The following is a 13875-nucleotide window of genomic DNA, read 5'->3' as shown; positions in this document are numbered from 1 at the left end:
GGTCCCTCCAGGGGACCCCGCCGACGGGTGTCTGCGGTTGCCGGCCGTGCCCACGAGGGGGCGCGTCGGTCAGTCGGCGGCCCCGGGCCCGCTCGCCGTTCCCGTTCCCGGTGCGGGGGAGTGCGACCCCGCGGCCGGTGCGGTGCCGTTGCGGGTCCCCTGGGCGTCGCGGCCGTCCAGGTCGCTGCGGCCCTCCACGACGACGGCGGGTTCGAGCGGCGAGACGATCTCCTGGTTCGTGCTGCGGCCCGCCCAGTCGCGGATGCCGATGACGACCATCACGAAGAAGATGGCGTAGACGATGCCGGAGAAGTACAGCTCGGAGTGGATCGCCAGGGGCACCCCGACGAGGTCGACGGCCAGCCAGGCGAACCAGAACTCCACGTACCGCCGGGCCTGCGAGTACATCGCCAGGATCGAGCCGACGAAGATCCAGGCGTCAGCGAGGACCATCCACCACGGAGCGCCCGGGTAGAAGGACGCCTCGGTCGCCTTGAGCAGGGCGGCGAACGCGAACGTTCCGACGACCATCACGACGAGCAGCACGATGCGTTCCCGCCAGGAAGCCCAGCGGACGTTGATCGCGCCCTCCTTCTCCCGGCTGCGCCGCCACGTCGCCCAGCCCCAGGTGGCCGATGCTATGATCACCACTTGCCGGGCGGCGTTTCCTCCGAGGTCCACGTTCAAGCTGGCGATCAGCAGGAGCACCGATCCGAGGATCTGCACCGGCCAGGCGATGAGCAAGCGCCGCAGCGCCAGGAAGACCGTCGCGAGCGCCAGGATGTTGCCGAGGAAATCGGACCAGTAGACATCCAGGCCGAAGAAGCTGAACTGTTCGTTCAACCACTGAAATGCGCTCATTACTCACACCTTTGTTCGTTCTTGAGCCAATCAGGGTGTGGGGGAGTGGGGCCCGGACCGGGCCGGTCGTGGAGCGGGGAGTACGGCGGTGCGTGCCGCCGACTCGGGTGGAGCGGGGTGCCTCAGACGGAGGCGGTCCTTCCGTCCGCGGCGAGTGCGCCGGTGAGGACGCGGCGCCCGCGGTCGGAGGCGAGCAGCGCCTCCGACCGCAGGACGTCCAGGCGGGCGGCGCGCACCAGGTCGTCGGTGGACGCGAACTTCACCGTGTCGCGAATGCGTGCCACGAACCACAGTCCGATGCGCTCGCCGTAGAAGTCGTCCGACACGTCGTGGCAGTGGACCTCGACGTGCACGTCCGTCGTGTCGCAGAAGGTCGGGTTCGACCCGATGCTGATGGTGCCGCGGTGGACGGCGCCCGTCGCGTGGCGTACGACCCAGCCGCTGTAGATCGCGGGCGGCGGGACGTGCGAGCCGGGATCGGCCGCGAGGTTCGCGGTGGGGAACCCGAGCCCACGGCCCCGACCGGCACCGTGCACCACCTCGCCCGTGAGGGGCGCGCGCACCGCCCGGACGTCATTCATGGGGGACGAGCTCACGGAACTGGCTGGTGTGGAAGACGAGCGGTTCCACTCCGGGGAACAACTCGGCCGTCAGCAGTTCCACGAGCACGATCTCGTGGTCACCGCCGTCGTAGGTCGCGCTCACCCGGGCCGTCAGCCAGAGCGCGGCGTCCTCGATCAGGACGGCGCCCTCGGGCGTGGCCCGCCAGGAGACGCCGTCGAAACGGTTGCCCTCCCGGGAGGCCAGCCGTCGGCACAGCGGGCCCTGACCGTTGCTGAGCACGCTCAGGCCCAGGACCGGTGCTTCGGCGAGCCGCGGCCAGGTGGTCGAGGTGCGGGCCACGCTGACCGCGGCCAGGGGCGGTTCGAGCGAGATCGAGACGAACGAGTTCGCCGCGAACCCGACGGGTTCGGTGCCGTGCAGCGCGCCGATCGCGACGACACCGGTCGGGTAGGCCCCGAACGCCCGTCGCAGCGCTGCCCCGTCCAGTTCCGTTTCCGTCGGCGACGCGGACGCCTGGAGCGGGTGGTGGGTAGACGTGGCCATGGTCTTCGACATCCTCTCGTTCGCGCGTGCTGTGCTCGGTGTCGTGCTCAGTGCCGGAAGCGGGCCGCGGGGTGGCTGTCCGGCAGCGCCCGGTCGGACGCCCCGGTGAGCCGCTCGCGCAGGCTCTCGCCCTCCGTGTACTCCCCGCGGAACACCCCGCGGGCCCGCAGGATCGGCAGCACCGACTCGACGAAGTCCGTGGTCGAGGTGGGCTGGACCGTCGGGGACAGCAGGAACCCGTCGAGGTCGGCGCCCTCGGCGAGCGAGCAGATCTCGTCGGCGATGTCCTCGGCGGTGCCGACGACGGGCCGCGCTCCGACCCCGTGGGTGTGCCAGTCGGCGAGGACGTCACCGACCGTCTTGTCGGCGAAGCGGGCCACCTGGGTCTGCGACAGCTCGGTGGAGAGGTCCTTCATCGGCGTCTCGGGCGCGTAGGACGACAGGTCGAGCCCGGTGAACATGGCGTAGCTGGCGACGGTCACCTCGGGGCGCTGGGCGTCGAGGATGCGCTGGTAGCGCCGTTCCGCGTCGGAGGTGGTGGCACCGACGACACAGGAGAACGCCGACATCACCTTCACCTCGTCGGCCCGGCGACCCGCCTTGACCGCCTCCTCGCGGATCGAGGCCGTGTGCCCGGCGAGCTGCGGGATCGAGCCGCTGCCCACGAACATGCACTCGCCGTGCCGGCCGCCGACCCGGCGCCCGGCGGGCGAGGCCCCGGCCTGGAACAGGACGGGCGTGCCCTGCGGGGAACGCGCGGTGTTGCCGTAGCCCTGGGAGCGGAAGTACGGGCCCTCGTGGGTGATGAGGTGCACCTTGGCGGGGTCGGCGAACCGCCCCTCCTTGTCCTTCTCCAGCGCGTCCGGCTCCCAGGCCCCCTCCCAGTACTTGTAGACGAGTTCGAGGAAGTCCTCGGCCATCCGGTAGCGGTCGTCGTGGGCCACCATCTCCATGCCGAACGCCTTGACCGCGGTGTCGGCGGTGCCGGTCGTCACGACGTTCCAGCCGATGCGCCCGCCGGAGAGCTGGTCGAGCGTGGCCATGCGGCGGGCGAAGGCGTACGGGGGTTCCACGAGGACCGAGCCGGTCATGACGAGGCCCAGGTGGGTCGTCGTGGACAGCAGTGCGGAGGCCACCACGACCGGGTCGAGCCGCGGGAGGTCGAGGGTCTCCTCCGTCGCGATGGGCGGGCGCTTGCCGTCGATCTCGGACCAGCCCCACGCGTCGGCGAGGAACAGGAAGTCCAGCTTGGCGTCCTCGCACACGGCGGCGAGGTCGCGCCAGTAGTCGAGGGTGTCGAAGTCGTGCCGCCGGCTGTCGGGGTGACGCCAGGTGGCCGTGCCGCTCGCGTTGGTCTGCGCGTTCTCGAACACGCCGATCTTGAGGTTCCTCATGGGTGGTTCTCCGTAGTGCTGGTGGGTGACCCGCGGGGTTCAGGGAACAGCGGTGACCGCGGGTGCGTCGAGCTGGGATGCGTACGGCATGGAGGTCTGGGCGCCGAGGCCGGTGGCGGCGTACGAGGCCGCGTGCACGGCCCGTTCGACCGCGGCCGGCAGCGCGGCGCCGCGTCCGAGCGCGTCCGCGAGGGCGCCGCAGAAGGTGTCGCCGGCGCCCACGGTGTCGACGGCGTCCACCGTCGGCGCGGGGACGTGGGTGGTGTGCGGGCTGTGCGCCTCCTTCAGGACGGCGCCGTCCGCGCCGATCGTCACCACGACGGCCCGGCACGGGAGCGCGGCGCGCTCCAGCAGGGTCCGCACCTCGTCGACGGTGGTGGGCCGGTCGGTGTCGAGGAGCGAGGCGAGTTCGCCGAGGTTGGGGACGAGGACGTCGACGGCGGCCAGTACCCGCATGTCGATCGGTCGGGCCGGGGCGGGGTTGAGGATGACGACCCCGCCCTGTTCGCCGGCCCGGAGCACCGCCGCCTCGACCACCTCGGACGGGACCTCGTTCTGGACGAGGACGATCTCTCCCGCCGACCGGACGAGCCGGGCCGGCAGGTCCTCGACACCGAGTTCCGCGTTGGCCCCCGGGTTCACGACGATGGTGTTCTCGCCGGCGTCGTCGACGACCACCGCGGCGATCCCGGTCGTGGTCCGCCCGTCCGACCGCACGGCGTCGACGTCCACTCCTTCGGACCCGAGCGCGTCGAGGATGACGTCCGCGTCCGCACCGACCCTGGCGACGAGACGCACCCGCGAGCCGAGGCGGGCGGCGGCGACGGCCTGGTTGGCGCCCTTGCCGCCGACCCCCTCCACGAAGCGCCGTGCGAGCACGGTCTCGCCGGGGTGCGGCAGGTCCTTGACGGTCAGGACGAAGTCGCGGTTCACCGAACCAACGACGGTGATGGGCGACATTTGCCCTCCTTGGGATCCTGGGAGATCGATTTCCGACATGCTGTACCAGCGCACCCGCGCCGTCAAGTAGCCTCGTCGTGCCCGTTCGCCCCGCCGCCGTGGCGCCCCCCCACCGACCGAGAGGGAACACTTACGTGACAGCGCCCCGACTCATCGACGTGGCCGAGGCCGCCGGCGTCTCCCGTGCGACGGCGTCACGCGTCCTCGCCGGCACCCCGCGCAACGTCGACCCCGAGCTCGCGCGCCGTGTCGAGGAGGCCGCGAACCGGCTCGGCTACCAGCCCAACCACTCGGCCCGGGCGCTGCGCACCGGCGAGACCGGCACCATCGGCGTGGTACTCCCCTCGCTCGCCAACCCCTACTTCGTCCAACTCGCCGACGCCATCGCCCGACAGGTGCGCGCGGTGGGCGGCACGCTGGTCGTCTCCGACGCGGCGAACGACACCGCGATCGAGGCCGAGCAGATCGACACCCTGCTCAGCGGCCGGGTGGACGGCCTGTTCGTCGTCCCGGTGTCGGCCAGCGCCTCCGGACCCGCCATCCGCGATGCCGCCCGCCGGCGTCCCGTGGTCCTCTTCGACCGCTGGGCCAAGGGTTCCGGCACCGTCGCGGTCACCCTCGACAACGCCGCCGCGGTCCGGCTCCTCGTCGACCACCTGGAGGGCATGGGGCGGCACCGGATCGCGCTCGTCGCCGACCAGGCGTCCTCCTCGGGCGCCGAACGGGTGGCGGCCTTCACCGAGGCGCAGGGGCCCGAGGCCCCCACCATCCTGCTGCCCGACTTCACCACCGGCGCCGGTCGGACGGCGGCCCGCCGCATCATCGAACAGCGCGACAGCGTCGACGCGGTGGTCTGCGGAGCGGACGTCCTCGCCGTGGGGCTCGTGAGCACGCTGCACCGTTCCGCGGTCGCCGTGCCCCGGCAGATCGCCGTCACCGGATTCGACGACACCGAGATGCTCAAGCTCCTCGACCCGCCCATCACGTCCATCCGGCACCCGCTGTCCGCCATGGCCGAACGCGGACTGACGCTGCTTCAGGCCCCGGTCCGCGAACGGGCCGAACGGATCGAACGGTTCCCCCCTCAGCTCGTCGTCCGCGCCTCCACGCACGAGACCTGACGGTCGGTCACCTCAGCGGCTCCCCCGGGCGCGGGCGGGGGCGAACAGGGGTGGTCTCTGCGTACGTTCGAGTGGTCTACGGGAGGCCCGGCCCGCTGAGAGGTGACGGGACGGCGGGCGCGTCGCTACCTTGACCGCCGCATCCCCCATCCTCCCGAACGGTGACGAGTGGGAAGATTCCGGACGTGTGGTCGCACGCGTCCCGGCGCTGCACTGCCCGTGCCGCGGCCCTTCCGGGAGCCGGTCGCCCCGCACCCCGTCACCCGACGAGAGCGATGCCGCCGCGAACTCCGAGACCTAGGCAGGTAGCCGCAGATGACGCCGACCGCGACACCCGAGTTCTCCGTCTTCACCCCCAGCCACCGGCCGCGCTTCCTGGACGAGTGCCTGGCGACGCTCCAGGCGCAGTCCCGTCAGGACTGGGAGTGGATCGTCCTCCTCAACAACGGCGCCCGGTGGCGGCCCGAGCGACCCGACGACCGGGTCCGGGTGGAGATCGCCGACGACATCCGCGGCGTCGGCGCGACGAAGCGCCGGGCCTGCGAACTCGCCCGCGGCGAGATCCTGGTGGAGCTCGACCACGACGACCTGCTGGCCCGCGACTGCCTGGCCGAACTGGGCAAGGCGTTCGCCGAGCACCCGGACGCCGTCTTCGTCTACAGCAACACCGCCCAGATCACCGAGGACGGCGGACGGGACGACTCCCGGTTCAACGAGACGCACGGCTGGCAGTACGAGGAGGTGCTCGTCGACGACCGGAAACTGCTGGCCACCAGGACCATGGCGCCCACGCCGCACAACGTCTCGTACATCTGGTACGCGCCCAACCACGTGCGGGCGTTCCGCCGGGACGCCTACACGAAGGTCGGCGGCTACGACGCCACCCGCACGGTCCTGGACGACCAGGACCTGATGTGCCGACTGTTCCAGGTGGGCGACTTCCACCACGTCGAGCGCTGCCTCTACCTCCAGCGCATGCACGCGCAGAACACCCAGCGCGACGCGGAGGTCAATGCGCACATCCAGCGGGAGACGGTCGCCCTCTACGACAAGTACGTCGAGGCCAACGCCCTGGCCTGGAGCCGGCGCCGCGGGCTGCTCGCCCTGGACCTCGGCGCGGCCCACCGCAAGCCCCCGGGCTACCTGGGCGTGGACCAGCACCCGGGGGAGGGCGTGGACATCGTGGCGACGCTCCCCGACCCGCTGGACCTCCCGGACGGCTCGGTCGGCCTGATCCGCGCGGTGGACTTCCTGGAGCACGTGCCCGCGAAGGTGCCGCTGATCAACGAGCTGTACCGGCTGCTGGCGCCCGGCGGGATGCTGCTGACCACGACGCCCAGCTCGGACGGGCGCGGCGCCTACCAGGACCCCACCCATGTGGCGTTCTACAACGAGAACTCCTTCTGGTACTACACGGACGACCAGTACCGGGCGTTCGTCCCCGAGATCGAGGCGCGCTTCCAGAGCTCCCGTCTGGTGACGTACTTCCCCACGGAGTGGCACTCCTCCAACAACATCTCCTACGTGGTGGCGAACCTCATCGCCATGAAGGAGGGCGCGACCCGCTGCGGCGGACCGTTGCTGGTCTGAGGCGACGCCCCGGCCCTCACCCCGCCACGAGGGTGGGGGCCGCGGCCCGGGCCTCGGCGGCCACGGCCGCGAACCGGGGGGTCACCAGGGCCGCCGCCAGCTGGTCCCGCCAACCCGGTTGGCGGGCCACCCCGGCCCGCGTCCACCCCGCGTGTCCCAGCACCCCGTACGTCGGTCGGGCGGCGGGTCTCGGGAAGGCGGTCGAGTCGACGGGGCGGATGCGCTCGGGGTCGAGCCCGCTCAGCCGGTACGCCTCCCGGGCCAGCCCGTACCAGCTCGTGCACCCCGCCGCCGTGCCGTGGTAGACGCCCGCCGGGGCCCGGCCGGTCAGCGCGGCCCGCCCGAGCGCGACCACCTGCCGGGCGAGCTCCGCCGACCGGGTGGGCTGGCCGTACTGGTCGGCGACCACGTCAACGGTCGCCCTGTCTAGGGCGAGTTCGAGCATCGTGGCGACGAAGCTGCGCCCGTGCGTGCCGTAGAGCCAGGCGGTGCGCACGGTGTAGCCGGTGCGCGGCAGCAGTTCGGCCACCGCCCGTTCCCCCAGCAGTTTGCCCCGCCCGTACGCGTTGAGCGGCCCGGTCGGCGCGTCCTCGGCGTACGGTCGGCGGGCGTCACCGGGGAGGACGTAGTCGGTGGAGACGTGCAGCAGGACCGCCCCCGTCTCGGCGCAGGCGTGCGCGAGGTGCCGGACGCCCGTGCCGTTGACCGCGGTCGCCGCGGCCTCGTGCGCCTCGGCGCCGTCCACGTCCGTCCAGGCGGCGCAGTTGACGACCACCCGGTGGCCGGCGACGGCCGCGCGCACGGCCCGGCGGTCGGTGACGTCCAGCTCGCCGCGGGTCCGCCCGGTCACCCCGGCGCCCGGGGTCGCGAGGAGCGCCGCCCGCACGTCCCGGCCGAGCATCCCGCCCGCGCCGGTCACCAGCCACGACGTGCACCCCGCCGTCGCCGTCGCTCCCGTCATGACCGCTGCGACCCGGCGGTGAGCGGACTCCACCAGCGGCGGTTGTCCCGGTACCAGTCGACCGTGGCCGCGAGGCCCTCCGTGAACGGGACCCGGGGCGCGTAGCCGAGCTGTTCGCGGATCTTGCCGTCGTCCAGCGAGTAGCGCAGGTCGTGGCCCTTGCGGTCGGCCACCGGGGTGACCCGGTCCCCGTCGGCGCCGACGGCGTCCAGCAGCAGCCTGGTGAGCTTGTGGTTGCTCAGCTCGGTCCCGCCGCCGATGTGGTAGACCTCCCCGGGCCGCCCGCCGTGCAGGGCGAGTTCGATGCCGCGGCAGTGGTCGGAGACGTGCAGCCAGTCGCGGACGTGCCGACCGTCGCCGTAGAGGGGGACGGTCCTCCCGTCGAGCAGTCGGGTGACGAACAGCGGGATGAGCTTCTCGGGGAACTGGTGGGGCCCGTAGTTGTTGGTGCACCGGGTGATCACGACGTCCAGACCGTGGGTGCGGTGGTGGGCGAGGACCAGGAGGTCGGCCGCACCCTTGGACGCGGCGTACGGGGAGTTGGGCGCGAGCGGCGACGCCTCGGTCCACGAGCCCTCGTCGATCGAGCCGTACACCTCGTCCGTCGACACCTGGACGAACCGGCCCACGCGGTGGCGCAGCGCCGCGTCCAACAGGACCTGGGTGCCAACGACATTGGTGCGCACGAAGGGCGCGGCTCCCGCGATCGACCGGTCCACGTGCGATTCGGCCGCGAAGTGCACCACGGCGTCCTGCCCCGCCATCACCTCGTCGACGACCTCGCGGTCGCAGACGTCACCGCGGACGAATCGGTACCCGGGGCGGTCCGCGACGGATGCCAGGTTCTCCTCGACCCCGCAGTAGGCGAGCGCGTCGAGGACGGTGACGTGCGCCGTCGGATCGGCGCGCAGCCGGCCGCGGACGAACTCCGAACCGATGAACCCCGCCCCGCCGGTCACGAGGAGACGCATGCGTCCCCCCGGACCCCGGAGCGCAGCCGTCGCCGGTGGGCGAGGCACTCCTCGTGGCCGGGCAGCAGGCCCCGCCGTTCGGCCTCCGCCAGCGTGGGCGCCGCGGCGTCCTTGTCGGAGAGCTGTGGGGTGAGACCGTCGGGCCACCGGATCGCCAGCTCCGGATCGAGCGGGTGGATTCCGAACTCCCGTTGCGGCGCGTACCCCTCGGAGCAGAGGTAGACCACGACGGAGTCCTCCTCCAGCGCCATGAAGGCGTGGCCCAGGCCCTCCGAGAGGTACACGGCCCGGTGCTCCCGGTCGTCGAGGCGCACCGCCTCCCAGCTGCCGAAGGTCGGGGAGCCGGTGCGGAGGTCCACCACCACGTCGAGCACCGCTCCGCTGACGCACGTCACGTACTTGGCCTGTCCCGGCGGGACCGCGGCGTAGTGGACGCCCCGCAGCGTGCCGCGGCTGGACCGGGAGCAGTTGGCCTGCTCCAGACGCAACGGGTGACCGGTCACCTCACGGAACACGTCGGCCTTGAACCACTCGTGGAAGTGGCCCCTGCGGTCCGAGAACACCCGTGGTCGGTCCACCCAGGCGCCCTCGATGTCCAGCGGTCTCACCCGTCACGTTCCTTCCGTCTGTCTCGGTGATCCCTCAGGCGGTCGCCGCGGACTGTGCCGATCCGGTGTCCCGCGGCGCCACGACGGCACACGCGCACCGGGCGTCCTGGTCCAACAGGTCCCTCAGGTACTGCCCGTATCCGCTGGTGAGGAGGGGCCGGGCCAGAGCGCGGAGCTGGTCGTCGTCGATCAGCCCGACCCGCCAGGCCGCCTCCTCCACGCAGCCGATCTTGAGTCCCTGGCGCTCCTCGACGACCCGGACGAACTCCGCGGCCTGGACCATGGACGCGAAGGTCCCCGTGTCCAGCCAGGCGGTGCCCCGGTCGAGCCGGGTGACGCGGAGTTCGCCGGCCTCCAGATAGGCGCGGTTGAGGTCGGTGATCTCCAACTCGCCGCGGGCGCTGGGCCGCAGCCCGCGTGCGATCTCCACGACGCGGTGGTCGTAGAAGTACAGTCCGGGCACGGCGTACCGGGACCTCGGGCGGGCCGGCTTCTCCTCGATGGACAGGGCCCTGCCGTGGTCGTCGAACTCCACCACGCCGTAGGCCGAGGGGTTCGCGACCTGGTACGCGAAGACGTGGCCGCCGCTCGTTCGGCCCTCCTGCGTCAGCCGGGCGCCCAGCCCCGAGCCGTGGAAGATGTTGTCGCCGAGGATCAGCGCGACGGATTCGTCCCCGATGAAATCGGCCCCCAGGACAAATGCCTGGGCGATTCCTTCCGGCCGCTCCTGCGTCGCGTAGTCAATGCGCAGGCCGAGCTGACTGCCGTCGCCGAGCAGCGTACGGAACTGCTCCTGGTGTTCCGGGGTCGTGATGACGAGGACTTCGCTCACCCGCGCCAGTACGAGCGTGGAGAGGGGGTAATAGACCATCGGTTTGTCGAACACCGGCAGGAGCTGTTTGGAAACGGAACGGGTCAGCGGCCAGAGTCGTGATCCGGTGCCGCCGGCCAACAGAATTCCACGCATGGGCAGTCAGGGGCGTGGTGCCTGCGGCAGGCCCGCTTCCCCGTCCTCCTTTCACTCCGTACGTGAGGTCTTCCGGATGGAGCCTGCGCCGGCAGGCTCGGGTCGGCTTTCAGGACGTGCCGTGGGGGTCACCGTAGAGGAAGCCCCATGGGCCTCCACATTCCGACACGCAACGGATTCCCCTACCGGTCGGCCCTCCGTATCCGCGGCCTCTTCACCGCAATGCGTCTCCAATCGGGGGACATTTCCCGGCTGTCGCGAGCCGTATGCACAGCCTGCTCCCACGTCTGTCGAAAATGACCCGATTCATCATCCCCTACGAACGTCGCACAATTGCGTCGTTAATCCGAACGGTTGCCTTCTGTGGCGGCCCCGACCCGTCTCCGTCGTTCTTCGTGAAAGGAATTCAGGTGAACCGTAGAACCATCGGCCGCAATCGGGTGAGAACGATCACCCTGGTTTCGGCAGGCACCTTGGCCGCCGTGCTCAACGTCGTGCCGAGCACGGTGGCCATCGCCGACGCCGTCGAGCGCTCGGGCCCTCGGCACAGCCTGGGCCTGCCGGGGCCGAACGGTGCCACGACGGCGAGCGGACAGGACCGCGCCGCCGATGGGCAGGACGCGCGCAGCCCCCAGGGCGGCGGCGGTGGTGGTGGCGGTGGCGGCGGCCAGGGTCCGCAGGGGCCGCAGGGTGTCCCCGGCCCGCAGGGGCCGCAGGGCGCCAAGGGCACCCCCGGCCTCACCGGCCCCCAGGGCGCCACGGGTGCTACCGGCCCCCAGGGCAGCAACGGAACCAATGGCACCAACGGTGCCCAGGGACCGCAGGGCACCACCGGTGCTTCCGGCCCCCAGGGACCGCAGGGCGCCAACGGCACTGCCGGTCCGCAGGGCACCCAGGGTGCCAACGGAACCAACGGGACAAACGGCACGGACGGCGCCCAGGGCGCGCAGGGTGCCAACGGTGCCACCGGTCCGCAGGGCACCCAGGGCGCCAACGGAACCAATGGAACCAACGGCACGAACGGAACCAACGGGACCAATGGTGCGCAGGGCGCGCAGGGCGCGCAGGGCGCCAACGGTGCTGACGGTCCCCAGGGTCCGCAAGGCGCGCAGGGTGCGAACGGCACCAATGGCACCAACGGCACGGACGGTGCGCAGGGTCCGCAGGGTGCGAACGGCACCAACGGGACCAACGGCACGGACGGCGCCCAGGGTCCCCAGGGCGCGAACGGCACCAACGGTGCGCAGGGTGCCACCGGGTCCCAGGGTCCGCAGGGCACGCAGGGTGCGAACGGCACCAACGGCACGGACGGTGCGCAGGGTCCCCAGGGCACCCAGGGCACCCAGGGCCCGCAGGGCACCAACGGGACCAACGGCACGCAAGGTCCGCAGGGCGCCAACGGGACTCAGGGCACGCAGGGCGCCACCGGAGCCCAGGGCCCGCAGGGCCCGGCGACGCTGAACACCTACGTCATCCGGGGGCCTCAGGCCACCCCGGTGCTCATCGGCGTGGGCGTGACGTCAACGGCCAACTGTCTCCCCGGTGACCTGGCCACCGGCGGCGGCTTCGACACCTTCGGGCTCCTCGGCACGGTCAACGTCATCGCGAACGCGCCGATCCCCAAGGCCGCCGGCACGCAGGCCGGGCCGGCCACCGGATGGCAGACCCAGGCGTCCTTCACGGTGCTCGGCGGCGGGTTCCAGTCCTACGTGGTCTGCGTGGACCAGTAGTCCGGGACGCGGTCCGAGACGGTACGCGCCGGTGCGGCAACACCGGCGCGTACCCGGCGAGCATGCCCGTACGGGCTTGCCGATCGGTGCGGTGGAGCTGTCCGGCGGCTCCACCGCACCGATCGGTGTCGTCCTACGCGGTGCTCCGGACGGTCAAGCCGACCGGGAGCACCGTCTCAGCGGCAGTTCGCGGCGCTGGTGTAGCTCGCTTTGACGAAGCCGGCGGTGTAGCTGGTGTGGAAGAAGTACTCGCCGCTGGTGACGTGCCGGCCGATGTAGATGTACCCGTACCGGATGCTGAAGCCGTTGTCCGTGGTCCAGATGTTCTTGCTGGCCTCGCCGAACGTCTTGTTGCCGACCACGCCGTCCGCCTCGGCGGCTCCCAGGCGGTCCCTCTGCCACCGCTTCGTGGCGGCCTGGGTCTTGGGGCCGAACTTGCAGTCGACGTCGGACTCCGCGAGGTACCCGTCCTGCCACAGCACCAGCTGCCACAGGCCGGTGGCGCCGCTGTGGGCGTGCTTGGTGGTCGACAGGAGCCCCTCGTCGGCCCAGTCGTCCTTGTGGCTGCCCCAGCCCTCGACGGCGCCGTGAGCGGTGGCCGCCTGGGCGGTCGTCGCGGGACCGGCGGCGATCCCGAACGCCAGCGCGGCAGCGGCGAGAGCCGTGACCCGGCGGCTGGTCTTCCTTCTGATGTTCTTGTTCATCGCGGTGGAAATCCCCCGAAATCAGGTGAGTTGCTGGCGGTTCGCGCGCCGGCGGGCCGCGTCATGGATCGTGCGGTCGCCGGGGCGTCTGCACATGAGTACGAGAAGAGACGAGTCACCTGCCAAGCGGCGCGCCGACATGGCACTGCCATGTGCTTCGCGTGGGGTGCCGTGGACGGCCATGGCGGCCTCGAAGCCCCGGTCGACCAGGTCCTTCCCCACGGTTGCCCAGGTGTCCTCGGAGACGATGAGTGGCGGGCCTCACGGACAACCCGACGGAGACGGGGCCCCTGGGTCCGCGCCGACGGACGTCGCAGCCGCAGCTTCGCCCCGTGGGAGCCAGGAGAGGGCCCCGTTCCACCCCGTGATCCCGGCATGGCCGTGGTCCCCCCTCAGCCACCACGAACCCGCCTAAGGCACCCGGAAGTCGATCGCTCCCCGTCTAAGGCACCCCCATCGGGCGAGATGCGGCATCCGCCCGATGCGCCGACACCCCCCGGGCCACGACAGTGGAGGCATCGCGGAAGCGACACCACCACCAGCCGAGGGGCACCAGATGTTCGCGTACGAACTGCACCGACTCCACATCGAAGACCTCCACCGCGAGGCCCGCCACCAGCGCCTCGTCCGCGCGGCGCTGCGGTCCCGCCGCGAACGCCGCGCCGTGGACGAGCAACAACCCGCCGGCCGGCCGGGCCCCGTAGGGACCCGTGAGCAACGGCCCGAGCGCTTCACCCGCGCCGCATGAACCCACAGGGCCCGACACCCGTCTGCACGAGGGACGAACGGGCCGGCACCACCCTCCCCGGGGGGGGGGGGGGGCCCGGGCCCCCCCCCCCCCCCGGGGGGGCCCCCCCCCCCCCCCCCCCCCCCCCCCCCCCCCCCCCCCACCCCCGCCCAA

General features: G+C 72.0%; 15 protein-coding genes. 4 read left to right on the top strand and 11 right to left on the bottom strand.

Going from position 1 to position 13875, the window contains the following annotated elements:
- Positions 1-69: 69 nt before the first annotated feature.
- The 5 genes from ACFWIA_RS25785 to ACFWIA_RS25765 form a co-directional block, all read right to left on the bottom strand.
- Complete coding sequence (locus ACFWIA_RS25785) at positions 70-861, bottom strand: nicotinamide riboside transporter PnuC (RefSeq protein ID WP_387008983.1); 792 nt, start codon at positions 859-861, stop codon at positions 70-72.
- 122 nt (positions 862-983) lie between these two features.
- On the bottom strand, positions 984-1442 hold the full coding sequence (locus tag ACFWIA_RS25780) for a riboflavin kinase (protein ID WP_387008981.1): 459 nt from the start codon (positions 1440-1442) through the stop codon (positions 984-986).
- Entirely contained in the window at positions 1435-1968 is a 534-nt protein-coding gene (locus tag ACFWIA_RS25775) for a flavin reductase family protein (protein WP_387008979.1), read from the bottom strand. The genes ACFWIA_RS25780 and ACFWIA_RS25775 overlap by 8 nt, the downstream gene beginning before the upstream one ends.
- 47 nt (positions 1969-2015) lie before the next feature.
- Positions 2016-3362: an NtaA/DmoA family FMN-dependent monooxygenase gene (locus ACFWIA_RS25770; protein WP_387008978.1), complete on the bottom strand. Its 1347-nt coding sequence runs from the start codon at positions 3360-3362 to the stop codon at positions 2016-2018.
- Positions 3363-3401: 39 nt separating this feature from the next.
- Positions 3402-4322 carry a ribokinase gene (locus ACFWIA_RS25765; protein WP_387008976.1) on the bottom strand — a complete coding sequence of 307 codons (921 nt, stop codon included), beginning with the start codon at positions 4320-4322 and terminating at the stop codon, positions 3402-3404.
- A gap of 134 nt (positions 4323-4456) precedes the next feature.
- Here ACFWIA_RS25765 and ACFWIA_RS25760 point away from each other — a divergent pair, with 134 nt between their 5' ends.
- Both ACFWIA_RS25760 and ACFWIA_RS25755 read left to right on the top strand, forming a co-directional pair.
- Positions 4457-5443, top strand: coding sequence for a LacI family DNA-binding transcriptional regulator (locus ACFWIA_RS25760; protein ID WP_387008974.1), 987 nt, complete (start codon positions 4457-4459; stop codon positions 5441-5443).
- A 315-nt stretch (positions 5444-5758) separates the two neighbouring features.
- Positions 5759-7033: a glycosyltransferase gene (locus tag ACFWIA_RS25755; RefSeq protein WP_387008972.1), complete on the top strand. Its 1275-nt coding sequence runs from the start codon at positions 5759-5761 to the stop codon at positions 7031-7033.
- 16 nt (positions 7034-7049) lie between these two features.
- Here the strand turns inward: ACFWIA_RS25755 and rfbD are convergent, their stop codons facing one another.
- Genes rfbD through rfbA form a run of 4 tightly spaced genes read right to left on the bottom strand, consistent with a single transcriptional unit; the run spans position 7050 to position 10540 of the window.
- The gene (rfbD, locus tag ACFWIA_RS25750) at positions 7050-7994 is read right to left on the bottom strand and encodes a dTDP-4-dehydrorhamnose reductase (RefSeq protein WP_387008970.1); all 945 of its coding nucleotides are present in this window, start codon (positions 7992-7994) and stop codon (positions 7050-7052) included.
- Positions 7991-8965 (bottom strand): dTDP-glucose 4,6-dehydratase, encoded by a 975-nt coding sequence (gene rfbB / locus ACFWIA_RS25745; protein ID WP_387008969.1) that lies wholly within the window; start codon positions 8963-8965, stop codon positions 7991-7993. The genes rfbD and rfbB overlap by 4 nt, the downstream gene beginning before the upstream one ends.
- The gene (gene rfbC / locus ACFWIA_RS25740) at positions 8950-9573 is read right to left on the bottom strand and encodes a dTDP-4-dehydrorhamnose 3,5-epimerase (RefSeq protein WP_387008967.1); all 624 of its coding nucleotides are present in this window, start codon (positions 9571-9573) and stop codon (positions 8950-8952) included. The genes rfbB and rfbC overlap by 16 nt, the downstream gene beginning before the upstream one ends.
- Before the next feature lie 34 nt (positions 9574-9607).
- On the bottom strand, positions 9608-10540 hold the full coding sequence (gene rfbA, locus ACFWIA_RS25735) for a glucose-1-phosphate thymidylyltransferase RfbA (RefSeq protein WP_387008966.1): 933 nt from the start codon (positions 10538-10540) through the stop codon (positions 9608-9610).
- A gap of 410 nt (positions 10541-10950) precedes the next feature.
- Between rfbA and ACFWIA_RS25730 the strand changes: the two genes are divergently transcribed.
- Complete coding sequence (locus ACFWIA_RS25730) at positions 10951-12270, top strand: collagen-like protein (protein WP_387008964.1); 1320 nt, start codon at positions 10951-10953, stop codon at positions 12268-12270.
- 176 nt (positions 12271-12446) lie between these two features.
- Here the strand turns inward: ACFWIA_RS25730 and ACFWIA_RS25725 are convergent, their stop codons facing one another.
- Complete coding sequence (locus ACFWIA_RS25725) at positions 12447-12974, bottom strand: peptidoglycan-binding protein (protein WP_387008962.1); 528 nt, start codon at positions 12972-12974, stop codon at positions 12447-12449.
- A gap of 21 nt (positions 12975-12995) precedes the next feature.
- Positions 12996-13196 carry a hypothetical protein gene (locus tag ACFWIA_RS25720; RefSeq protein WP_387008960.1) on the bottom strand — a complete coding sequence of 67 codons (201 nt, stop codon included), beginning with the start codon at positions 13194-13196 and terminating at the stop codon, positions 12996-12998.
- A 259-nt stretch (positions 13197-13455) separates the two neighbouring features.
- On the opposite strand from ACFWIA_RS25720, the gene ACFWIA_RS25715 reads away from it, so the two are divergent.
- Positions 13456-13722, top strand: coding sequence for a hypothetical protein (locus ACFWIA_RS25715; RefSeq protein WP_387008958.1), 267 nt, complete (start codon positions 13456-13458; stop codon positions 13720-13722).
- Positions 13723-13875 lie beyond the last annotated feature (153 nt).

This window comes from Streptomyces sp. NPDC127068 (assembly GCF_042724695.1).
Lineage (GTDB): Bacteria > Actinomycetota > Actinomycetes > Streptomycetales > Streptomycetaceae > Streptomyces.
Note: the sequence above shows the minus strand (reverse complement) of the source record. Positions and strands in the feature narration are given on the sequence as shown.